Source organism: Bacillus sp. FJAT-49736 (assembly GCF_018343615.1).
Taxonomy (GTDB): domain Bacteria; phylum Bacillota; class Bacilli; order Bacillales; family Bacillaceae_C; genus Margalitia.
In genome coordinates, this window is the sequence record NZ_JAGYPI010000007.1 from 35214 (window position 1) to 59335 (window position 24122).

The window sequence follows — 24122 nt, forward strand, 5'->3', positions numbered from 1 at the left end:
TATATTAAGACAATATGGACATGAAACTAAATATTTATACGTATGGTTAGCGTAAAGGTTTCACTGAAATTAAAAAAAAACAAACCAAAATTGGTTTGTTTTCATGCTAGATTATTTTACTAGTGCTACTACTTCAATTTCTATTAAAACGTCTTTAGGTAATCTTGCAACCTCTACGCATGAACGGGCAGGCTTATGTAAGGAAAAATACTCCCCGTATACCTCATTTATCATTGCAAAATCATCCATATTTTTAATAAATACAGTTGCTTTAACAACCGATTCTAAGGAAGCTCCTGCTTCTTTTAAAACGGCTTGAAGATTACGAAATACCTGATGTGTTTGTTCTTTTATATCATTTGATACGACTACACCTTCTGCAGTAAGAGGAATTTGTCCTGAACTAAAAAATAAATTATTTACAACAATTCCTTGTGAGTAGGGACCTATAGCGGCAGGTGCTTCCTTTGTTGCAACTACTTTCATAATTTTCTCCTCCAGTTTAACTATTTTACAGACCCTTGAGAAAAATAATTTCCTTCAACTACCTTGATCTTCTTCTCCTTCATATCTACATCCATAAGCTTTACTAAAGAAACATAGTCGTCCACTAATCTCTCTTGTGCATCTTCTGATTCGACTAGAACGGCGATTCCGGCAACAGAGGCTTTAAATTCTTCTAAAAGATTCATCATTCCTGTTATCGTTCCTCCCGCTTTCATAAAATCATCCACTATTAATACCTTTGCACCCTCATTAAGGCTTCTTTTGGAAAGCACCATCGTTTGGATCCGTTTAGTAGACCCGGATACATAATTAATGCTTACCGTTGAGCCCTCCGTTACCTTACTATCCCCTCTAACAATGACAAAAGGCACATTTAAATGTTCCGAGATAGCATGTGCAATAGGGATTCCTTTTGTAGCAACTGTCATAATAACATCTATGTCAGATGCTGCAAATGCCGTTGCTAATATCTTTCCGACTTTATTCATGATTTGCGGGGTTCCAAGCAAATCTGTCAAATATAGATATCCTCCAGGAAGTAATCGATCCTCACTGGCAATAAGATTACAAAGCTGACTAATAAATTCCTTTGCTTCACCGATATTTACTTTTGAAATATATTTCACTCCCCCTGCAGCTCCTGGTACAGTTTGAAGTGTCCCGATTCCTTGCTTTTCAAAAGTTTCCTTGATGATGGCTAAATCCTCACTAATAGAAGATTTGGCAGAGCCATATCTTTCGGAAAAGAATGTCAATGAAACAAGTTCCTTTGGCCGCTCTAATAAATAATGAGTCATATCGATAAGACGCTCACTGCGACGAAACTTCATATAACAAGCCTCCGTTAAACACGAATATTATACGTTTAATATATCATTAATATACGGAATATGTCTATTGTCTGTTTTTAATATGGAAAACGCTCTCCCAACAGCCTTACTGCAAATACTTGATCACAAAATCCTCGCAATCCGTTATATATTCTTTGCAGTCGAGAATCATATTGAACGAGGCCAAATACCGTTGGACCGCTTCCACTCATAAGGACAGTATCGGCGCCAAACCGTTCCATTTGTTCCTTGATTTGATACACCTCAGGATGTAACTTCAATGTTACACTTTCAAGAACATTCCCTGTTTCCCTGCAAACACCCTCATAGTCCTTTTGCTGAATGGCTTGAATCATCGCCTTTGTATTTGGGTGTTTTACCGTCGCTATGTCTAAATTATTATAAACATCTGCTGTTGAAACGCCGATAGATGGCTTAGCAAGAATTACCCAGCAATTCGGAGGTGCGGGTAATTCCATAATCCTTTCTCCGCGCCCCTTGGCCAATGCTGTACCTCCATATACACAAAAGGAAACATCCGAACCTATCTCTGCACCAATTTCGGCTAATTGGTCCATCGTTAACCCTAGATTCCAGAGCTGATTTAAGCCTCTAAGTGTTGCAGCTGCATCGCTGCTTCCTCCCGCCAGCCCTGCTGCAACTGGAATCATTTTATCAATAGCTATGGAAACACCTTGCTTAATTTGAAATTTCTCCTTTAATAACCTAGCTGCTTGATATGCCAGATTTCGTTGATCATCTGGTACAAAACGGCTTTGTGAAATAATAAAAATTTCCCCGTCTCTTCTTTCTGTAAGCTCAATCCGGTCCGATAAATCAATGGTCGTCATCACCATTTCAACTTCATGGTAACCGTCTTCCCGTTTTTTTAGTACATCAAGGGATAAATTTATTTTTGCCGGAGCTTTTACTAAAAGCTTCAATCATTACACCTACTTTAGCTTAAAACACATTTCTACATAAGTTTAAGCACTATATTATTTGTCCTATTTTACCATAAATAGATATGTACATGACAATCTCCACAAATACGGTATTTTATCACTAATCTTTAAAAGTCGGAAGTTTTTTTTATAATGCTGTTTTGTATTGATTATTTTTTCCGTATATTGCTATAGATCCTAATATAGCCATAGCTTAGAGCATCTTTTCTTAAAAGGATTATTCATTACAAAAATTAGATTACAACTAAGATTTTCTTCTAAAAAAACAAAGTTTATGAAAAAGCCTGTAATAAAACAGTTTTTCGAATTGATTCTTTACTTTCTTTACTATTTACAATTTGAATAATCTCTAAAAAAAAAAGACCGAGATAACCTCGGTCTACGGCATAGTTTTAGATTTCGTTATGGAGCTTTAGGTTATTAATATTATATTTGATTCTTATTGGCAAGCTGCTTCTCTGCTAGCTCAATGGCTCTTTTAACCATATTCCCTGCATCCCTTGCCTTGATGCCGCCCCATCCTTCTTCTTTTACGACATCATAAAATCCTAGTTCCTTTGCTAATTCTTCTTTTAACTGATGAGACATAATACCTCTTCTCCTGCCCATTACGATTTCCCCCTTTGTTATGCCGCATTATTATTATTTGCAAGAAGCCCTCGATTATTTTCTGGATGGAAGAAGAATAAAATGCTATATATGTAAATAATGAACGAATTTTGTTGAAAAATGTTAAAAGTTTTTTAAACAAAATAAATAGCAGTAAACACAAAATTGTCTACTGCTAGCTATTTTAAATTTCTTGATGTTTATCAATGAAGGTAAGTTGTACTGTTTCAGTAAGTACATCTGCATAGCTATAGGAAACACGCTCAAAAGCATTTTCCTCTTGATCTAATTCGATGACAAAAACTGATGGATAAGTTTCTGCCAAAACACCAGAACGCTCAATTGTTTTTCTTCGTCCACCATTAGCTTTCAACATTAATCGTTTACCCAAATTAGAGTCAAGGGATTTTTTAATGTCAGTTAATGTTTTTGGCATTTTGCTCCACCTCACTATGTATTAGTGTACCACAAAATCAAAAATACGTCAAACATAAATTATTAATTTTATCAATGAAACAAAGTCTGTGTCAATATTTTTTCATCAACAAAATGACTGTTTTTTTTACATTTACTAGTATTTCCATTTCTTTTTATATTATGTAAAGATAAAGGAAAGCAAAAGAGAGACAAAAAACAAAAAGCCCTAATGTTTTTCCATTAGTGGCTTTTTGTTTCAATCTTCAACTGGTTTGTATGGCATCCCAGTTCTTAGCACTCCCTTTGTTTCAATACCCCCAATACCCTTTTCGCCTGTTAAAGTATTACGTAATACATCCCAAACATTAATTTGATCCATAAAAGGGGTATAGCAAATTTTTCCAACAATATAAACTGGGTCAAGTGCATGAATATTGACTCTTAATGGAGAACTCGCAAAATTGGCACCTGCATAAATCAACGATTCGAAATGAGATTGACACGCACCTGCAAATATCACGAGTTGATCTAAATGCGGAATCTTCCTTCTGGCTTCACTCACAGTTTTTACAAAATATTTAGAATGCCGATAAGCGTTTATATCCGACTTTTTTCCCTTTGCCTTTGAATATGCATCATGTCCGGTTATTACTAATATATCTGGACGATATTGGTCAAGCAAATACGAAATCTGATTCGGCATTTCTTTCTCATGACAATGTACTCCATAAACGGTAAGACCAATTTTCTCATATAAATCCAAACACTTTTTTAAATATGATGGATCTCCGTCTATATGAAGAACACGCCCAGGTATTTGAAAAAAATTATAATCATTACTGTAGCTGTTTGTTGCTTGATATTCCTGTCGTTGTTTTATTAACTCCATTTCCTGCTGAAACAATTCAAAGGACTGCGCCTCCAGCGTTCGATACTCCCGAGATATTTTTGAGCGTTCATCCCGATTAATTAAAACTAAATCGTCGATAGGGGCATCTGCAATCAAGCGAAAGTCTTCTCCATAAAGAACGGCTGTTTTTTTTCCATCTATTACTTTTATATCAATTACTTTAAATAGAAGATCACATTCATAAGACTGGCGCCCAACAATTGAATTTATTTGAACATTCACCGTCTTCAACTCCACTTGGTCAGATTACTCGTTGATACTTCTATATAGGCTATGCGAAGTTGGGAAAGTTGTGCTTTTCAATTCTTTGGATTTTAGATTAGGGGCTTTACATCAGTGGTCTTCTTTATAAAGACCACTGATGTAAAGAGGATTTATTTCTCATTAATAGGAAGGGTTTCAAGTAATATATTACTTAATGTGGCAAATTCCTGGATAGACAAAGTTTCACCTCTCCTTGTAGGATCGATGTTTGCCTTTTCAAGAGCTGATATTATCTTTGCTTTATTTTCTTTTCCATTTTGCAATCCGCTTGTTAGATTATTTATTATCGTCTTTCTTCGTTGTGCAAAGGAAGTGCGAGTAACATGAAAGAAAAATTCCTCGTTTTCTAATTCTACAACAGGCTTATCGCGTTTAAGGAGTTGAATAACCGCTGAATCAACATTTGGTTGCGGAGTAAAAACAGATTTAGGTACAATCATCACTGTTTCTGCTTGTGTATAATACTGGATAGCAATCGACAGCGAACCATATTCCTTTGTTCCCGGACTTGCCGAGATACGGTCTGCAACTTCCTTCTGCAGCATTACCACTATTCCTCGCAACGGTAATTGCTCATTAAGTAATTTTAATAATATCGGGGTAGTCACATAATACGGTAGGTTTGCCACTACCATAATATCCTTTGTATCACCAAATTCTGCAGCGATAACCTCTTGTACATCTGCTTTTAAGATATCTTGATGAATAATCTTTACATTGTTATATGGTGATAGCGTATCCTCTAATATTGGTAAAAGCCTTTGGTCTATTTCAAATGCCACCACTTTTTTGCTTGTCCTTGCTAAATGCTCTGTTAAAGCACCAATTCCCGGGCCAATTTCAATGACACCTGTTTCATTCGTTAAATGAGCAAACTCTGTAATTTTTCTTAATATATTGGAATCAACAAGAAAGTTTTGTCCTAAACTTTTCTTAAAAGAAAACCCGTATTTATGAAGGATTTCCTTCGTTCTTAGTGGTGTTGCAATATCTTTATGCATTATGCTCCTCCTGCAAAACTTTTGTTAAGGCTGCAGCAAATTCTTCTTTTTTAATTTGAAACATCATTAGCCTTTTGTGAAGCTGTTTACCATTTGTGTAACCGATTTTTAACAATTCACCTAAACGTTCTCTTCTTCCCTTAGCTCTTATTCCGCCAATTAACCCAGCTGTAAGCAGGTCCTCTTGTGTAATTAATTCTACTATTTCTGTCTCCATTGTATGGGCATCCCTTAATGCTTGCCTTATTGCTTCAGGACTAGCGTACTCTACGCCAATCCCTTTGCCGGAAGAAGGCTTTGCATCCTGCTTTTTTAAAAATGCATGTTTGCATCCAGGAACTTTATTTTCAATGGTTTTTCGAATTTTTTCCCCAGGGAAATCAGGGTCCGTAAAAATAATTACTCCCCTTTTTTCTTGAGCCAATCGTATTTTTTCGATAACTTCTTGCGAAATAGCCGAACCATTCGTTTCTATTGTATCTGCATCAATTGCCCTTTTAATAGCAGTTGTATCGTCACGGCCTTCCACAACAATTATTTCTTTTATTTTCATCTTTCCTCCAAATTATTGAAACATTCTTCATTCAGAATCGTCTAATTGTATGAATTCACCTTCATATTATATAACATGTTTAATTAAATGAACAAATACACGGGACGCTGAAGCTTGATGTAGACAATTTCCCATAAAATACTTACTGTTTAAATGTATTATCCCTTAAAAATAACAAAAACAGAGGGATAGCCCTCTGTCATACTATTTTAATATACGAATTTTTACAGACCGTCTTCCCCAGCGATACGCATCTGATTTGCTTGAGAAGTATACGTCAATCGTATTTCCTCTAATTGCACCGCCTGTATCACCTGCAATTGCATATCCATAGCCTTCAACATAAACTTTTGAACCGAGCGGAATGACTCGCGGATCCACCGCAATTAGCTTAATATTGGGATTTGCGTTCAAATTAATTCCTGTTGCAGTACGGCTTGAGCAGCCATTGCAATTGGTAGTATACGCAGTAGAGTTGACATAAAACTCGCGGGCGGTCTCCATACTGCCTCTAGAAGCTTGGTTGGTCATTTTTGATCCTACCGCAACTATTTTTGATTTGCTTTCCTTCAATATGTCTTTTTTTATCAGGCTTCTGCTCACTTCTTTGCCATTTTCAATAATGACCTCATATAACATTTGAACGAGACCGTTTTGGCCTTGTTGTAAAACTCTTTCTTCACCCATTGATAGGCTTGCATCTTTTTGGGTAACTACAGGAAATTCGATTGGTTCTTCCACTACATCGGTGACTTTTTTAACTCGAATCACTTTTATTACTTCGTTGGGCTTTACTAATTGATTGGTATTTGGATTGGTCCGATCCAAATCTTGTAGTATAATGCCTTGCTGCTTTAAAAAGTCACCGACAGTAGTCGAAGTAGACCATGCTTTTGTCTTCTTACCACCATTATTGAATGTAACCGGAAAAGCCTTTTGTATGGTTATATTCATATTTTCATAGATTTTAGAGTTCTTTTTTGGTTTAATTTGATCAACCAGACGGAGACCGATATTTTTATCCTCTAATAATTCCTGAACAGTATCGGCAGTCGTCCAAACTTGGTTCTTTTTCCCATCCATTGTTATAGTTACCTTTTTGGCTGGATCCCATACAAAAGATAATTGGTTTTTAACCTTTGTCTCGACAGGTAGGGATAAGTAGTCTTGTTGCTTTAAATTAATCTTAAGATCGTCTAACAATTCCCCTATCGTATTTGCGTGTGTCTTAATCACCTTTCTTTTCCCGTCTATAGTCATAGCTACTGTCTTTTTTGTAGTTTCAAAGGTAATTAAGCAAATGGTGATCACAAAGACTAGGAAACTAGCAATAAATATAGTCCACTTCTTCTTACACACTGACCTGGATAACAGGTTTTTCATGTTATTCACTAGCATGAAAGTAACTCGCCTCCTTCTCATTGGTGAGATCACATAGACTATCACGCCGCTGTCTTCCCTTGATGTTTCCATGTAAATTAGTTTTTATTATGCAAAACTATCGAAAATATTAAAAGGGAGACTTATCGACATGAATATCCTATGTAGGAGGAAAGACATGTAGAACCTTTTGGTATTTTATAAAATAAAGACAAGCTCCCTAATATTTCGACACTTACTTCTATCAATTTATGCCGAATAATCTTTTAGCATTTTGATTAGTTTGTGTCGCTATTTCATCGTAAGACACCCCTTTTATTTCCGCAATTTGCTCAGCAACAAGCTTTACATATGCAGGTTCATTTCTTTTTCCGCGATATGGATGCGGTGCAAGATAAGGACAATCTGTTTCAATTAATAAATGACTTAGTGGTATTTCTTTAGCAACTTCTTTTGGTTTTTTAGCATTTTTAAAGGTAACAGGTCCACCGAGGGATATTAAAAAGTTCATGTTAATGCATTCTTTTGCAGTATCAACGCTACCGCTAAAGCAATGCATAATTCCTCCCACTTCGCTTGCCTTCTCTTCTTTTAGAATCTCTACGATGTCTTGGGTAGCTTCACGATTATGTATAATAATTGGTAAGTTTACTTTCTTGGCTAAACGAATTTGTTTACGAAACACTTCCTTCTGAATGTCCTCGGGAGATTTATCCCAATGATAATCAAGACCCATTTCTCCTAAGGCTACAACTTTTGGATGAGATGATAATTCTTCAATCCATTTTAAATCCTTCTCTGTCATATCGATTGCATCAACTGGATGCCATCCGATACTGGCGTATAAGAAATCGTATTTTTCAATTAAATCCATCGCTTTAGTTATCGTCGGTCTGTCAAATCCGACCACAATCATTTTTTCAACATCAGCAGCTAATGCATTTTCTATAACCTTCTCTAAATCTTGATCATACTGTTCATCATTAAGATGAACATGTGTATCGAATAACATATTGATTCTCCTTTGTATTGTAATATATAAATTCTACACAAGCTTTGCATTCACTTAACATTTGCTTTACACATTTCCAGGCCAAAAATAACTCAAAAATGGAAATTAACAGTATATATTTTATGTATTAATTCCTTACTTATTTCGACAGCGTCAAAAAACATTATTTTTACCAAATTCATAAAAAGCAAATAACCAGCAATATTTTAAAAATGGAGCCTACATAAAAATAGCATAGGGAATCACGTCGAAAAATGTTTCACGTGAAACACCCCTATACTATTTTGGTCAAGATTATTGGAAATTGAAGCTGATTTAATATTACAATTACTTTACAATAGCTCCATTCGGTAGGCTTTCATCTACGCTAGCTAAGGAAAGAACTCCGTCTTGTTTGCCCGCTAAAATCATACCTTGTGATAATTCTCCTCGGAGTTTTACAGGTTTTAGATTTGCAACACAAATTAGTTTGCGGCCTATTAATTCTTCTGGCTTGTAAAATTCCGCAATACCCGATACAACTTGTCTTTTTTCATATCCAAGATCTAATTGCAGCTTTAACAGCTTATCTGCTTTTTTCACTGGCTCTGCATGAAGAACTTGAGCTACTCGGAGTTCTACTTTCATAAAATCATCAATAGTGATTTCTTCCTTTTTATCTGCCTCAGTATCCACATTCTTTGTCGATGGCTCTTCCTCTTTAGGAGTTGACCCTGCCATTTTTTGCTTAATAAAGTTTACTTCTTCTTCTATTTCTAATCTTGGAAAGATAGGCTCACCTTTTTCAACTACTTTTGTTCCCTCAGGAATTAACCCAAATGTGTCGAGACTATCCCAATTTCTAATTTTGCTGTCTTGAATCATTAATTGTTCAAAAATTTTCATAGGTGTTTTAGTTAAAAATGGTTGTAATAACACTGCAATTCTTCTTAGAGATTCAGCCAAATGAACCATTACAGTTGCCAATTCTTCTTTTCTACCTTCGTCTTTTGCTAAAGACCATGGAGTTGTTTCATCAATATATTTGTTTGAACGACTAATTAATTCCCATATGGAAGACAAAGCAACAGAAAATTCCATTTTTTCCATCGCTTCTTCATACTTTTTGACCGTTGCTTGATTCACTTGAAGAAGCTGCTTATCAAAATCACTATTCGATCCTTTGTAGTTAGGAATAATCCCATCAAAGTACTTATTAATCATTGCAATTGTACGATTTAATAAGTTCCCAAGGTCATTCGCTAAATCAAAGTTAATTCTTTCTACAAAACCTTCTGGTGTAAATACTCCATCAGAGCCGAATGGCACCTCGCGTAATAAATAATATCTTAGGGCGTCAAGGCCATAACGATCGATTAATGTAACTGGATCTACTACATTTCCTTTTGATTTTGACATTTTACCATCTTTCATTAATAACCAGCCATGTGCAAAAACCTTCTTTGGAAGCGGCAAATCCAGTGCCATTAACATAATTGGCCAATAGATAGTATGGAATCGAACAATCTCTTTCCCTACTAAGTGAACATCCGCCGGCCAGTATTTCAAATATTTTGAGTTATCTTCCGTGCCATAGCCAAGAGCAGTAATATAATTGGAAAGAGCATCTATCCAAACATATATAACATGCTTCGGATTTCCGGGAACTTTTACCCCCCAGTCAAATGTTGTTCTAGAAACAGCTAAATCCTCAAGCCCAGGTTTGATAAAATTGTTAATCATTTCATTCTTTCTTGACTCTGGTTGTATAAATTCCGGATTTTCTTCATAATATTGTAAAAGACGATCGACATATTTACCCATTTTAAAGAAATAGGATTCTTCCTTTACTAATTCTACAGGATGGCCGCTGTCAGGACTTTTTCCACCAACTACCTTGCCATCTTCTATAATAGGATCAACTAATTGATGTTCCGTATAAAAGGTTTCATCCGGAACAGAGTACCAGCCTTCATATTGATCCAAATAAATATCTCCTTGATCTAGCAGCCTTTTAAAAATCTTTTCCACAACTTTTTTATGTCTTTCTTCTGTTGTTCGAATAAAATCATTGTAAGAGATATCTAATTTGTCCCATAAAACGCGAATACCATTCACAATATTATCTACGTATGCTTGTGGTGTAATCTTTTGCTCTTCAGCCTTACGCTGAATTTTTTGTCCATGCTCATCTGTACCAGTTAAATACATTACATCAAAGCCACGCATTCTTTTGTATCGTGCCATTGCATCGCCTGCGACTGTTGTATACGCATGTCCTATATGTAAATTCCCACTAGGATAATAAATAGGAGTCGTAATATAAAATGTTTTTGCCTGTTCACTCAACATATATCCCACCCTTTTAATAATAATATTCTTGCCATCACTGCCTTCTAACATGTAAAAACTCTCACCCAAAGGACGAGAGCTACTAAATGCCATTTTGGGCAATTCTTATATAACTTCTATATCACAGGATAACCTCTTATATCATCAAAATATACATAAAAATGAAACAACCTGCAACTTTTGACTATCTAGTATAGACTTCCTCCACTTTTAATTTATTTAGTGATACAAATTTTGTCGAAATTTAGTTGAGAATCATTTTACATTTTTTTACGAATACTATACTATTTAAACATTTTTGCTTCTAAATGAAACAATATTTTCTTTGAAAATTACTTATATATCAATGATTTTACGAGTTTTATAAATTCCTATTTTATACAAAATAATTATTGACGGATATGGGAATGCTTGGTATGATATAAACAGTTATAAAAAAAATGTCGAAAATTGACGACAAATAATTCGGAGTAAACGAGAGGAGAAAAGAAAATGAAATCTACTGGTATTGTTCGTAAGGTTGATGAATTAGGTCGCGTTGTTATTCCTATTGAACTTCGTCGCACACTTGGAATTGCTGAAAAAGATGCATTAGAAATTTATGTAGATGATGAGAAAATTATCTTAAAAAAATATAAGCCAAGCATGACTTGCCATATTACTGGTGAAGTATCTGATAATAACGTTCAATTAGCAGGCGGAAAATTAGTTCTAAGCCGTGAAGGTGCAGAGCAATTACTACAAGAAATTCAAAATGCTTTCCAATCTGCAAAGTAAAGAAATAAAAAAAGCATGACTGATTAAAATGTACCCTATAGAGTAGACACTTTAAAAAAAGAGTCTGCCCTATAGGGTACTTTTATGTATAATGAGGAAAAATGGGGATTGGGGATCAAATATGAGTAAAAAAACATTCACACAGGGAGAAATTTCGAAGTTATCAAATAATTTCTATGTAAAGTCAGTAAGCTCAAAAGGGATTACTTATAGAGATGAATTCAAACGTTATTTTATTGCCGAATATGAGAATGGTAAACTGCCTAAACAAATTTTTGAAGAATGTGGGTTTGACATAGAAATAATTGGAGAAAGAAGGGTTCGATCATCAACTAGTAGATGGTGTGCTGCTTATCGAAAGAATGGTATCACTGGTTTAACAGATACCCGAAAAGAGAATACTGGCAGACCTAGTGAACGTGAACTTAAATTAGAAGAAAGATATGCAAGGCTAGAAGCTCAAAATAATTTATTGAAAGCTGAAAATGAATTGTTAAAAAAGATAGAATTAGCCGAAAGGAGGCTAAAGGGGAAGAAATAAAACTTTCAGCTGAACAAAGGTACTTATTAATCCACTCCATAATTGAAAAGTATAAGCTTAAAAATAAGCTTCGTTATTTGTGTGACATCTCAGGCGTATCCCGTTCGGGATATTATAATTACTTTACTGTATCCTCACACAAGAATAGAGAAGAACGGGAAAAAAAGGACGAGAAGCTAAGAGACGTTATCATAAAGGCATATAAATTTAAGAATCGCAAAAAAGGGGCTCGCCAGATTAAAATGACATTGGCTGATCAATTTAAGGTTGTTTTCAATTTGAAACGTATACGGCGTATTATGAAGAAGTATGGTATAGTCTGCCCGATTAGAAAATCGAATCCTTATCGAAAAATGATGAAAGCAACGCAAGAACACAGGGTTCTGCCTAACTTGTTACAACGACAGTTTAAGCAAGGAACACCTGGAAAAGTCCTTCTTACTGACATTACCTATTTATTGTATGGACAAGGAAAGAAAGCCTATCTATCGACCATTAAAGACGGATCAACCAATGAAATCCTGGCTTACAATGTTTCTGATCGTATCACTTTAGATATAGCAATGGACACACTTTGTAAACTAAAGCAAAATCGAAAGGTTAAGTTAGCACCCGATGCTTTTATACACTCTGACCAAGGCGTTCACTATACCAGCCCCCTATATCAAAAAAGAGTGAGAAAATATAAGCTTGGACAGTCAATGTCAAGGAGAGGAAATTGTTGGGATAATGCCCCCCAGGAATCATTTTTTGGCCACTTTAAGGATGAAGCCTTTATCAAACCTTGTAACACACTTGAGGAACTGAAGAAAGAAATTAATTCTTATATGATTTATTATAACAACTTCAGATACCAATGGAATTTAAAGAAGATGACCCCTGTTCAATACAGGAATCATCTTCTTAAGATTGCTTAACTCTTTTTTAAAATGTCCTTTACAAAGGGTACACTTTAGATTTACAAGCAGTCATGCTTTTTTTATTTTTGTATTGTTTTCAGTTTTACTTATTAAGTTTACCGCAAGCAGCCACGCATGCCGTTTTCTTATTCGATATGATATTCTTGATAAACATCTCTTTTTGGAACTCCACGATCTTTAGCGGTTTGTTTTATTGCATCTTTAGAGGTAAAGCCTTCTTTTTGAATATAAGCATTAACGTGATCAACAACAGAAAGAGACTCCCACCATTTTAGTTCCTCTTCCAATTCATCATTTTCATTTCCTTGAACAATGATACAGAACTCTCCACGTATCTCATTACTTTCAGCCCAATGGAATACCTCTTCTATTGTACCTCGGATAAACTCCTCATATTTTTTTGTTAATTCTCGGCACAATGTAATATTACGGTTCCCCAGCACTGTTTTCATTGCAGACAGCGTATCCTTCAAACGATGGGGTGCTTCATATAAAATAAAAGTGGAAGACTGTTTTTTTAATATCTCCAATTCCTCTATTCTTTCCTTCTTTCCTCGCGTCAAAAAACCATAAAAATAAAATGGCTGCGGCTTTATTCCTGAAGCAATTAATGCCGTTAGCGCAGCATTCGCTCCAGGCAATGGAACAACACTAATTTGCTCTTCGATTGCTGCAACTACCAGCTCAAATCCCGGGTCCGAAATAGAAGGCATACCTGCATCACTAACAAGCGCAATCTTTGCACCTTCCTTTAAACGGGAAATTAATTGTTTCGAGCTTGTCTCCTTATTATGCTCATGATAGCTTGTAATAGGAGTATGGATATCAAAATAATTACATAGCTTTTTTGTATTTCTAGTGTCCTCCGCTGCAATTAATGCAGCCTCCTTTAGCATTCGAATAGCTCTGAATGTCATATCTTCTAAATTTCCAATTGGAGTAGGGACAAGATATAAAATACCCTTACTATCTTCATTAATAAAGCTTTTTTGCTGCTGCATTAGATAAACCAGCCTCTTTCAAAGATTGTTCTTTTTGAATAACATAGAACTATTTGCTCTTTCCAAATAGCATCTCTTCTACCTCTTCTGTATATTGATTATTTTCCTTATAAGTAATTAAAGGAGGTAGTATTTTCAAATCACGATTTCCATCTTTAATTCCTTCAACCAGTATAGTATTGGCTTCTTTCCCCAGCTTCGGATATACAAATCGAAGGCGCTTCGGTTCAATTCGATATTTTTGCATTAATGTTAAAATATCAACCAGTCTACCTGGTCTATGTACAAAAGCTGCCTTTCCACCTTGCTTTAAGAGTAAGCTACTTGTTTTCACGACATCCTCAAGCGTACATAATATTTCATGCCTAGCAATAGCCAAATGTTCATTTTCATTTATAATTCCCTTTTCTGGAGTTACAAAATAGGGTGGATTACACGTTACTACATCAAACTTCCCCGTTCCTAGTTGTTTCGGCATATCCTTGAGGTCTGCATGTATTATATGTATTTGATCTGTGAGCTGGTTTAATTCCACGCTTCTAACTGCCATGTCGTAAAGTCGTTCTTGGATTTCTACTCCCGTAATTTTACCTTTAGTTCTCCCGCTTAATAGGAGAGGGATTACACCATTACCTGTACATAAATCAATAATATTTCCCTTTTGTATAGGGAGATAGGAAAATCTAGCTAATAAAACTGCATCTAGAGAAAAGGAAAATACCGATGGACTTTGAATAATCCTTAAATTTTCAGCTAGTAAATAATCTAGTCTCTCATCGCCCGATAACAAGCCTGTCAACCTCCGTTAAAAATAAGGTTGTCCCAAAAAAGTAGAATAAAAATACTTATGGAACAACCTTTATATACATTTTATTTCTTATTTAAAAATGATAGGCAGAATAAACAATCTTCATCTTTGCGCGGACTTCCAAAATGTACATTACAAATGTGAAATCCTTCTTGATATAATCTAGCCAAATTATCGTAACCTTCACCAATATCTAATTCTTTATCGGCTTTTGTAGGGTCATCCTTTCCATCCAATCCAGTTGAAGAAGTGGTAGTCTCGTTGTTTATGGATTTTCCTCCGTTATCCAGCCGCTTTCGCAAATATTCATTTTCTAATCTTAAAGCATTGTTTTCTTCTATCATTTTGGCTAAATATTTTTTTAATTCACCCAGCTGTTGATACAAATCACCAATTTGTATTTCCATATTGCTGACTGAATCGAAGAATTCGTTTTTATCCATAAACTCCACCTCATTATTCCGTGGCTTGGATTGATATGGCATCTTCATTCAGGATCTCATCCATCGTAAATTCCAATATCCGTTCTTGCCCAACTAATTCTACTTGCAAAACTCTTTCAAGTATATTCAATCCAATAATTTTCCCCATTCCGTGTGGGGTTTGGATTGTCTCACCAATATCAGGTAAGCTTTCCTTCGCTGCTTCGTACTCGTCATTTTCGTATTTCAAGCAGCACATTAACCGACCACATAAGCCAGAAATCTTGGTAGGATTAAGAGATAAATTTTGGTCCTTCGCCATTTTTATCGATACCGGCTCAAAATCACCTAGAAATGTCGAGCAGCAAAGCATACGTCCGCATGGTCCAATTCCGCCGAGCATTTTCGCTTCATCTCTTACTCCAATTTGCCTTAATTCTATCCTAGTACGAAAAATCGCTGCAAGGTCCTTTACGAGCTCCCGAAAATCAACGCGTCCATCGGCAGTAAAATAAAAGATTACTTTATTCCGATCAAACGTGTACTCGACGTCTACTAATTTCATATCGAGCTGATGTTCTATTACCTTTTCAGAGCAAACCTCGTAAGCTTCCCTAGCTGCTTCTTTATTTTCACTTACTATCATTTGATCTTTTTCATTAGCAATGCGAATGACCTTCTTTAATGGCAACACAACATCGTTCTCATCAACTGACTTACGATCTGTAACCACTTTTCCAAATTCTATTCCCCGAACTGTTTCTACAATTACAGAGTCATTTTTTTGAATTATGAGATCATCCGGATCAAAGTAATATATTTTTCCGGCCTTTTTAAATCTTACACCTACAACATCAAACAAAGGTAGATCCCCCCTGCAATTTTAAAACAAGCTGCTCCATCAATAATTGTGGATTCATATTTGCATTTAGCTTGCGTTTCGCCTCTAAAATAGAGGACATTTTATCTGTTAACGTACGTGTGGACATTTGCAATACATCCATCTCTAACTGATTACGGAAATCCGGATATAGAAGTTGTTGTTTATCTTTGCCTAAACGTAATGAAATAAGATCTTTATATACAAAAAGCAATAGATCTAAACCACGGTCTATTTGACTTTTTTCTTTAAAATGAGGATACCAATCTTCTTGAAGTGCAACCATTGCGGAAGCCGCACTTTTTCTCAAGACCTCATATAATTTTAACACTAATTTTCTAGCTTGTGCAAACCACTCATCATTATTTAACTCTAAAGCTTCATGAATATTATTGGTAATGCTAGCTAATATTAGTGCATTAGAAGAGGATACGCCTGCTTCCAATAACTTATTTACTAATACATCTGTAGGAATCATTCTAAAGGTAATGACCTGGCATCTTGATATAATCGTCGGCAAAATTTGCTGTATTTGCTCTGTTATTAATATCGCAGTTGTACCTTCATTTGGCTCTTCCAAAAATTTAAGTAAACTATTTGCCGCATTGACGGTCATTTTATCAGCATGGATGATTGTATATAGCTTCTTCTCTGACTCTACTGCCGATTTACTAAATTCCTGCTGAAGAGTTTTTATTTGATCCTTTTTAATGGATAAGCCATCTGGTTCAACTATATGGACATCCGGATGGCTCCCATTATTAATTCTTTTACAATTTATACATGCTTCACAAGGGATTATTTGATCCTGCAAATTCAGACACAACAATGTCTTAGCTATTAGATTACTAACATCCCTTTTGCCAGTTCCACGCTCACCCTCGAGCAAGTAGGCATGTGCAATTCTATTTTTTTGAATACTGTTTTTTAATGTCCTTGTCGCAAGAGGTTGAACCTTTTCCAGTCCATCCCATGTTACTGCCAAACTGCATCACTCTCTTACGTATATAAATTAATTAATAATCCTTTTATTTCACCAATTTTACCTAATATATCGATCGAAGAACTTTCCTTTTTAATATGTTCATCTGTAAGTTCGACTAGTTGTTTATCAATCGTTTCAATAATATTTAGCTTCCGTCCTTCTCCATATTGATTCCATGTATGTGATTGTTTTAAATTCATACCAAAATCCACGGTTTCACGAACAAAGCGCTTCACCAAAGCCTTATACTTTGCCAAATCTTTAAAAGTACGGGATTTGGCTAATTTTTCACCGGCACTTTCAATTTCTGATAATAATTTATTGAGCTGATCCATTTGCAGCTTTTCTTCTTGTTTTTGAACAATAGCAGAAAATTTTGTTCCCCCTGCCGCAACCTGTTTAGCATCTTGGCGGGATTTCTCAAGACCAACTCTTAAATCTTGATGTATTTTCACGTCATTCTCCTCTTTAAAGGCAGTATTCGTAATTTGTTAGTATTTTTCCTCACGCTGAGAAAAGAAACCTATTAAAAATGATGAAATTGTTCAACAGGAAGAACAAATACAGTTGCTCCTCCAACCTCTACTTCAACAGGGTACGGGATATATGAATCTGCATTACCACCCATTGGTGATACCGGTGCCATTAGCTGTTCACGTGATTTGCAATTATCCTTAATTACTTGCAGAGCTTTCTCCACTCTAATATCTTCTGTCCCAATCATAAATGTTGTATTTCCAGACTTTAAAAAACCGCCCGTACTTGCAAGTTTCGTAACTCTAAAGTTATGTTCTACCATCGCATTCATTAATCGAGAACTATCTTGGTCTTGTACAACTGCTAATATTAGCTTCATAATACTCCCCTCCTAAAATTTATTTCTTCTTGTTTTGAACATTAACTTTTTTCTATTATACCATTTATTATTATATATGTATTTGCGCTAATGCCTTAATAATCCTCTTTATTCACAAAAAACCTTGGAGAAATAATTTCCTCCAAGGTAATTATTGATTCCATTTTGCTTTTAGAACATTATTAACCTTTTCTTTAACCATTTGATAAACCTCATTGATATCCTTGCTTGCATCAATTTCATAAATTCTTTCTGGAAATTTTTCCATTAATAATGCAAATCCTTCACTAACCCTTTCATGGAAATCCAGCTCTTCTAGATCAAGTCTATTTACTTCTCTCCCACTGTTTTCCTGAATTCTTTTTAACCCAATTTTTACAGGTACATTAAAATAAATGGTTAAATCCGGCATAACATTCTGAATAGCAAATTGATTTATGGCAAATACCTCATCAATTCCTATTCCTCTTGCATATCCTTGGTATGCTAATGAACTATCAATAAATCGGTCGCATAATACAATGGAGCCTTCAGCTAATGCTGGTAAAACTCTTTCCACTAAATGTTGCCTCCTGGCAGCAGCATATAATAAGGCTTCCGTACGAGAGTCCATTTCCGTATTTCTTTTATTTAATATAACTTCCCGTATTTGCTCTGCGATTCGGATACCTCCAGGTTCACGAGTCATAATAATGTCTAAGCCTTTTTGCTGCAATTCTGTTCCTAGCATTTGTAAAATAGTCGTTTTTCCAGCGCCCTCTGGTCCTTCAAATGTAATAAATAAACCTTTCATAAGATGTCCTCCGATATCATTTCGATGAATCCCTAATCTATATATACGGAAATTAATCCTTCTCTAATTCGGGAAAGATCTCCTTGTATTTTTGCATTTAGCTTTATTAATTTACTTAACATTTCCATTTGTTCCTCTGTTATTTTTTCACCTGGCAAAATCAATGGTATACCTGGTGGGTATGGGGTAATCATTTTGGCAGCAATTCGATTGGGTGCTTCACATATTTCTACCCATTGTGTTTGTTTTCCCTTCATTTCTTCATACGACAGCGATAATTGGGTGAACCCCCGGTTATATGTAAATCCATTTCTTTTAATACAGGATTTATGAGTCCTTAATTTACAGGAAGCTTTCATTCGCCCGACAGTATCATCTATAGGGTAGTGGATATTTTTCTTTAATAACGGAAAAACAAAAACAACATGGTATTGATCCGCAAACTCAGGATAGACCCCTTGCTCATTTAATATATCCTGATATTCAAACCCTGAATATCCATCATAAGATACAATAATCTTAAGTGGGTCTTGTCCGGATTTGGTATGTATCGATAAACCTTCTATTTTTGATAACTCAGAAATAAAATAAGCACGCTTTGATAAAGTATATTCCAAATCCTCTTTTGTAAAGTTCGCTATGTAATGACGAGCTATATCTAAAGACATCATAATCGGATAAGATGGACTACTTGATTGAAGCATTCCCAAATAATGCTCCATTCGCTCAGTCGAAACCAGCTGGCTATTAATGTGCAAATATGATCCCATTGTCATAGCTGGAAGCATTTTATGTGCAGATTGAATAATAATATCAGCACCTAATTTTATAGCTGAATCTGGTAATGGATTACCCAATTGAAAATGAGGCCCATGTGCTTCATCCACAATAACCAAACCATTGTTTTCGTGAACGATTTCTATAATTTCCTTTAAATTATATGTAAATCCGTAATAATTAGGATAGGTCAGAATGCAACCCCTTAAAGTAGGAAAATTTTCAAACGCCTTCCTTACCATTGATGGTTCTATTTCTGTTGGTATACTTAAATCTTTATCCACTTTAGGTGAAAGAAAAATTGGATTTACGTTTGCTATAGAAAGTGCATTTAAAACGGATTTATGACAATTTCGTTGTACTAAAACATAATCATTTGTATCAAAGGAACTCAAAATACTTGCAACATTTCCTACAGTGCTCCCATTAACAAGAAAATAGCTTTTTTGAGTTTTATAGAAAGAGCTTAATAATTCCTGTGCGTACTTAATAGGCCCGTCCGGAGCATGCAAATCATCCAGCCCCTTAAGCTCTGTTACATCATATTGAAGAAACTTTGCCCACTCAGTATTAAATTCCTTATATAGTAAACCATTCTTATGTCCTGGGACATGATAAGAAATAGGATTACTCCTTTTAAAATTGTTTAATTCCTCATATAAGGGTATACATTTTTGATCCAATTTAACAATTACCTTTCGTTCATTTAAGAAAACTCTTTAAATCGAAAATACTTCAAACACTAAGAGAAGTGCTTATCTTATTTTATTGTACTATACAGGGCAATAAAGTGAAACTTCATAAAAAAAGTGTAAGCTCGCTTAAGCGAATTTATACACATGCAAAAAACCAAGCTCTTTCCATAGCTTGGTTAAGAAATGTTTTGCTTATAGCTGACTATTTTCAATCGTTCAACATAATATTTATATTTAGGGTCATTTGTATCCGTTATTACCATATCTTTTTCACATTCTTCACATATAAATGATGTATACAGATGGATACCTTTTTCTTTAAACTGCTCACAAACAATACACGTTTCCCCTATTGTTCTCTCGGCTGCTATATGGCCCATAATCTCCACCTCCATACACAATATTATTTCCAATAATTATTTTAATATACAATTTTCTAAATATTGTCGTTACAAATAAAAGTTCATTTAATATTGTATGTTTTCTAAGGTTTCCATGTGTATGTCTATAGAATTATTATTCTTTTATTGCTAATTTAAGTTAGTTTTGTGATTAATATTGTTATATTTAACACTAATTTCATGAATTTTTTTTCTTAATCTCGCAAAAATTGTACTTATTCTCGCGAATCAGGTCTTTACCTAATAAAAGTATATAAAAAAGCCGCAGAATCAAATCTGCGGCTTTTTCTGTTTGCCTGGCAACGTCCTACTCTTGCAGGGGGAGAGCCCCCAACTACCATCGGCGCTGAGAAGCTTAACTTCCGTGTTCGGGATGGGAACGGGTGTGACCTTCTCGCCATTATTACCAGACCTCAGTTTTTTGCTGAAAGCAAAATAACTTTCTTTTTGTAAGGGTTTGTTCCCTCAAAACTAAATACTGCAGAAGAATCAAGTAAAGAGAATCGTTTTTTTGGTTAAGTCCTCGATCGATTAGTATTCGTCAGCTCCATGTGTCGCCACACTTCCACCTCGAACCTATCAACCTGATCATCTTTCAGGGATCTTACTAGCTTGACGCTATGGGAAATCTCATCTTGAGGGGGGCTTCATGCTTAGATGCTTTCAGCACTTATCCCTTCCGCACATAGCTACCCAGCGATGCCTTTGGCAAGACAACTGGTACACCAGCGGTGCGTCCATCCCGGTCCTCTCGTACTAAGGACAGCTCCTCTCAAATTTCCTACGCCCACGACGGATAGGGACCGAACTGTCTCACGACGTTCTGAACCCAGCTCGCGTACCGCTTTAATGGGCGAACAGCCCAACCCTTGGGACCGACTACAGCCCCAGGATGCGATGAGCCGACATCGAGGTGCCAAACCTCCCCGTCGATGTGGACTCTTGGGGGAGATAAGCCTGTTATCCCCGGGGTAGCTTTTATCCGTTGAGCGATGGCCCTTCCATGCGGAACCACCGGATCACTAAGCCCGACTTTCGTCCCTGCTCGACTTGTAGGTCTCGCAGTCAAGCTCCCTTGTGCCTTTACACTCTACGAATGATTTCCAACCATTCTGAGGGAACCTTTGGGCGCCTCCGTTACTCTTTAGGAGGCGACCGCCCCAGTCAAACTGCCTGCCTGACACTGTCTCCCACCCCGATTGAGGGGTGCGGGTTAGAATTTCAATACAGCCAGGGTAGTATCCCACCGACGCCTCCACCGAAGCTGGCGCTCCGGCTTCAAAGGCTCCTACCTATCCTGTACAAGCTGTACCAAAATTCAATATCAAGCTGCAGTAAAGCTCCACGGGGTCTTTCCGTCCTGTCGCGGGTAACCTGCATCTTCACAGGTACTATAATTTCACCGAGTCTCTCGTTGAGACAGTGCCCAGATCGTTACGCCTTTCGTGCGGGTCAGAACTTACCTGACAAGGAATTTCGCTACCTTAGGACCGTTATAGTTACGGCCGCCGTTTACTGGGGCTTCAATTCAGAGCTTCGCTTGCGCTAACCCCTCCTCTTAACCTTCCAGCACCGGGCAGGCGTCAGCCCCTATACTTCGCCTTGCGGCTTCGCAGAGACCTGTGTTTTTGCTAAACAGTCGCCTGGGCCTATTCACTGCGGCTCTCTCGGGCTTGCACCCTACCAGAGCACCCCTTCTCCCGAAGTTACGGGGTCATTTTGCCGAGTTCCTTAACGAGAGTTCTCTCGCTCACCTTAGGATTCTCTCCTCGCCTACCTGTGTCGGTTTGCGGTACGGGCACCTTTTACCTCACTAGAGGATTTTCTTGGCAGTGTGGAATCAGGAACTTCGGTACTATATTTCCCTCGCCATCACAGCTCCGCCTTCACGGTTACGGGATTTGCCTCGTAACCAGCCTAACTGCTTGGACGCACATATCCAACAGTGCGCTTACCCTATCCTCCTGCGTCCCCCCATCGTTCAAACGGTAAAGAGGTGGTACAGGAATATCAACCTGTTGTCCATCGCCTACGCCTTTCGGCCTCGGCTTAGGTCCCGACTAACCCTGAGCGGACGAGCCTTCCTCAGGAAACCTTAGGCATTCGGTGGAAGGGATTCTCACCCTTCTTTCGCTACTCATACCGGCATTCTCACTTCTAAGCGCTCCACCAGTCCTTCCGGTCTGGCTTCACCGCCCTTAGAACGCTCTCCTACCACGGACACCTACGGTGTCCATCCACAGCTTCGGTGATACGTTTAGCCCCGGTACATTTTCGGCGCAGAGTCACTCGACCAGTGAGCTATTACGCACTCTTTAAATGGTGGCTGCTTCTAAGCCAACATCCTGGTTGTCTAAGCAACTCCACATCCTTTTCCACTTAACGTATACTTTGGGACCTTAGCTGGTGGTCTGGGCTGTTTCCCTTTTGACTACGGATCTTATCACTCGCAGTCTGACTCCCAAGCATAAGTATTTGGCATTCGGAGTTTGTCTGAATTCGGTAACCCGATGAGGGCCCCTAGTCCAAACAGTGCTCTACCTCCAATACTCTTCATCTTGAGGCTAGCCCTAAAGCTATTTCGGAGAGAACCAGCTATCTCCAAGTTCGATTGGAATTTCTCCGCTACCCACACCTCATCCCCGCACTTTTCAACGTGCGTGGGTTCGGGCCTCCAGTAAGTGTTACCTTACCTTCACCCTGGACATGGGTAGATCACCTGGTTTCGGGTCTACGACCTCATACTATGTTCGCCCTATTCAGACTCGCTTTCGCTGCGGCTCCGCCTCATCAGCTTAACCTTGCATGAAATCGTAACTCGCCGGTTCATTCTACAAAAGGCACGCTATCACCCGGCATTTTTCCAAAGGAAAATATGCACAGGGCTCTAACTACTTGTAGGCACACGGTTTCAGGTTCTCTTTCACTCCCCTCCCGGGGTGCTTTTCACCTTTCCCTCACGGTACTGGTTCACTATCGGTCACTAGGGAGTATTTAGCCTTGGGAGATGGTCCTCCCTGCTTCCGACGGGATTTCACGTGTCCCGCCGTACTCAGGATCCACTCTGGAGGGAACGAAGTTTCAACTACAGGGTTGTTACCTTCTTTGACGGGCCTTTCCAGACCTCTTCATCTACTCCGTTCCTTTGTAACTCCGTATAGAGTGTCCTACAACCCCAAGAGGCAAGCCTCTTGGTTTGGGCTTCTTCCGTTTCGCTCGCCGCTACTCAGGAAATCGCAATTGCTTTCTCTTCCTCCGGGTACTTAGATGTTTCAGTTCCCCGGGTCTGCCTTCCTTATCCTATGTATTCAGATAAGGATACTGCTCCATTACGAGCAGTGGGTTCCCCCATTCGGAAATCTCCGGATCAAAGCTTGCTTACAGCTCCCCGAAGCATATCGGTGTTAGTCCCGTCCTTCATCGGCTCCTAGTGCCAAGGCATCCACCGTGCGCCCTTACTAACTTAACCTATAAGGTTATTACTACT

General features: G+C 37.3%; 23 protein-coding genes and 2 rRNA genes. 2 read left to right on the forward strand and 23 right to left on the reverse strand.

The genetic code is table 11. The annotated features are described in order from the left end of the window. Positions 1–111: 111 nt before the first annotated feature. The 11 genes from KHA87_RS21220 to metG form a co-directional block, all read right to left on the reverse strand. A complete protein-coding gene (locus KHA87_RS21220; protein ID WP_213096153.1) occupies positions 112–489 on the reverse strand; it encodes a RidA family protein in 378 nt (125 codons plus the stop codon). Between the two features lie 17 nt (positions 490–506). Then, a complete protein-coding gene (purR, locus tag KHA87_RS21225) occupies positions 507–1337 on the reverse strand; it encodes a pur operon repressor (RefSeq protein ID WP_213096132.1) in 831 nt (276 codons plus the stop codon). A gap of 77 nt (positions 1338–1414) precedes the next feature. Then, on the reverse strand, positions 1415–2281 hold the full coding sequence (gene ispE / locus KHA87_RS21230) for a 4-(cytidine 5'-diphospho)-2-C-methyl-D-erythritol kinase (RefSeq protein WP_213096133.1): 867 nt from the start codon (positions 2279–2281) through the stop codon (positions 1415–1417). 447 nt (positions 2282–2728) lie between these two features. Next, on the reverse strand, positions 2729–2911 hold the full coding sequence (locus KHA87_RS21235; protein ID WP_213096134.1) for a small, acid-soluble spore protein, alpha/beta type: 183 nt from the start codon (positions 2909–2911) through the stop codon (positions 2729–2731). A 184-nt stretch (positions 2912–3095) separates the two neighbouring features. Continuing rightward, a complete protein-coding gene (gene veg / locus KHA87_RS21240; RefSeq protein ID WP_213096135.1) occupies positions 3096–3347 on the reverse strand; it encodes a biofilm formation stimulator Veg in 252 nt (83 codons plus the stop codon). 237 nt (positions 3348–3584) lie between these two features. Further along, complete coding sequence (yabG, locus tag KHA87_RS21245) at positions 3585–4460, reverse strand: sporulation peptidase YabG (RefSeq protein ID WP_213096136.1); 876 nt, start codon at positions 4458–4460, stop codon at positions 3585–3587. Positions 4461–4612: 152 nt separating this feature from the next. Next, a complete protein-coding gene (gene rsmA, locus KHA87_RS21250) occupies positions 4613–5503 on the reverse strand; it encodes a 16S rRNA (adenine(1518)-N(6)/adenine(1519)-N(6))-dimethyltransferase RsmA (protein WP_213096137.1) in 891 nt (296 codons plus the stop codon). Further along, positions 5496–6056, reverse strand: coding sequence for a ribonuclease M5 (gene rnmV, locus KHA87_RS21255; RefSeq protein ID WP_213096138.1), 561 nt, complete (start codon positions 6054–6056; stop codon positions 5496–5498). Before rnmV ends, rsmA begins: the two co-directional genes overlap by 8 nt. A gap of 204 nt (positions 6057–6260) precedes the next feature. After that, positions 6261–7454: a G5 and 3D domain-containing protein gene (locus KHA87_RS21260; protein ID WP_249310722.1), complete on the reverse strand. Its 1194-nt coding sequence runs from the start codon at positions 7452–7454 to the stop codon at positions 6261–6263. Between the two features lie 226 nt (positions 7455–7680). Continuing rightward, complete coding sequence (locus KHA87_RS21265; RefSeq protein WP_213096139.1) at positions 7681–8448, reverse strand: TatD family hydrolase; 768 nt, start codon at positions 8446–8448, stop codon at positions 7681–7683. A 327-nt stretch (positions 8449–8775) separates the two neighbouring features. Continuing rightward, positions 8776–10779 (reverse strand): methionine--tRNA ligase, encoded by a 2004-nt coding sequence (gene metG, locus KHA87_RS21270; protein ID WP_481748390.1) that lies wholly within the window; start codon positions 10777–10779, stop codon positions 8776–8778. A 492-nt stretch (positions 10780–11271) separates the two neighbouring features. On the opposite strand from metG, the gene KHA87_RS21275 reads away from it, so the two are divergent. After that, the gene (locus KHA87_RS21275; RefSeq protein WP_213096140.1) at positions 11272–11556 is read left to right on the forward strand and encodes an AbrB/MazE/SpoVT family DNA-binding domain-containing protein; all 285 of its coding nucleotides are present in this window, start codon (positions 11272–11274) and stop codon (positions 11554–11556) included. A gap of 121 nt (positions 11557–11677) precedes the next feature. Further along, positions 11678–13014, forward strand: a protein-coding gene (locus tag KHA87_RS21280; RefSeq protein WP_213093067.1) for an IS3 family transposase whose coding sequence is annotated in 2 segments (ribosomal slippage) — positions 11678–12065 and positions 12065–13014 — 1338 coding nt in all. Because the reading frame shifts where the segments join, the coding sequence is not laid out codon by codon here. A 128-nt stretch (positions 13015–13142) separates the two neighbouring features. Here the strand turns inward: KHA87_RS21280 and rsmI are convergent. From rsmI to KHA87_RS21340, 12 genes are all read right to left on the reverse strand, one after another. Then, the gene (rsmI, locus tag KHA87_RS21285; RefSeq protein WP_213096141.1) at positions 13143–14018 is read right to left on the reverse strand and encodes a 16S rRNA (cytidine(1402)-2'-O)-methyltransferase; all 876 of its coding nucleotides are present in this window, start codon (positions 14016–14018) and stop codon (positions 13143–13145) included. A 49-nt stretch (positions 14019–14067) separates the two neighbouring features. Further along, complete coding sequence (locus KHA87_RS21290) at positions 14068–14808, reverse strand: tRNA1(Val) (adenine(37)-N6)-methyltransferase (RefSeq protein WP_249310725.1); 741 nt, start codon at positions 14806–14808, stop codon at positions 14068–14070. An 80-nt stretch (positions 14809–14888) separates the two neighbouring features. Then, positions 14889–15269 carry a DNA replication initiation control protein YabA gene (yabA, locus tag KHA87_RS21295; protein ID WP_213096143.1) on the reverse strand — a complete coding sequence of 127 codons (381 nt, stop codon included), beginning with the start codon at positions 15267–15269 and terminating at the stop codon, positions 14889–14891. Positions 15270–15282: 13 nt separating this feature from the next. Then, positions 15283–16110, reverse strand: coding sequence for a PSP1 domain-containing protein (locus tag KHA87_RS21300; protein ID WP_213096144.1), 828 nt, complete (start codon positions 16108–16110; stop codon positions 15283–15285). Then, the gene (gene holB / locus KHA87_RS21305; protein ID WP_213096145.1) at positions 16103–17113 is read right to left on the reverse strand and encodes a DNA polymerase III subunit delta'; all 1011 of its coding nucleotides are present in this window, start codon (positions 17111–17113) and stop codon (positions 16103–16105) included. The genes KHA87_RS21300 and holB overlap by 8 nt, the downstream gene beginning before the upstream one ends. A gap of 14 nt (positions 17114–17127) precedes the next feature. Then, the gene (locus KHA87_RS21310) at positions 17128–17568 is read right to left on the reverse strand and encodes a YaaR family protein (RefSeq protein ID WP_213096146.1); all 441 of its coding nucleotides are present in this window, start codon (positions 17566–17568) and stop codon (positions 17128–17130) included. Between the two features lie 71 nt (positions 17569–17639). Further along, positions 17640–17969 carry a cyclic-di-AMP receptor gene (locus tag KHA87_RS21315; protein ID WP_213096147.1) on the reverse strand — a complete coding sequence of 110 codons (330 nt, stop codon included), beginning with the start codon at positions 17967–17969 and terminating at the stop codon, positions 17640–17642. 151 nt (positions 17970–18120) lie between these two features. Next, the gene (tmk, locus tag KHA87_RS21320; RefSeq protein ID WP_213096148.1) at positions 18121–18762 is read right to left on the reverse strand and encodes a dTMP kinase; all 642 of its coding nucleotides are present in this window, start codon (positions 18760–18762) and stop codon (positions 18121–18123) included. A 32-nt stretch (positions 18763–18794) separates the two neighbouring features. Then, positions 18795–20222 (reverse strand): aminotransferase class I/II-fold pyridoxal phosphate-dependent enzyme, encoded by a 1428-nt coding sequence (locus KHA87_RS21325; RefSeq protein WP_213096149.1) that lies wholly within the window; start codon positions 20220–20222, stop codon positions 18795–18797. A 188-nt stretch (positions 20223–20410) separates the two neighbouring features. After that, positions 20411–20614: a sigma factor G inhibitor Gin gene (locus KHA87_RS21330; protein ID WP_213096150.1), complete on the reverse strand. Its 204-nt coding sequence runs from the start codon at positions 20612–20614 to the stop codon at positions 20411–20413. Between the two features lie 315 nt (positions 20615–20929). Continuing rightward, positions 20930–21046: ribosomal RNA gene (rrf, locus tag KHA87_RS21335) — 5S ribosomal RNA — on the reverse strand. 100 nt (positions 21047–21146) lie between these two features. Further along, positions 21147–24104: ribosomal RNA gene (locus tag KHA87_RS21340) — 23S ribosomal RNA — on the reverse strand. Positions 24105–24122: the final 18 nt, after the last annotated feature.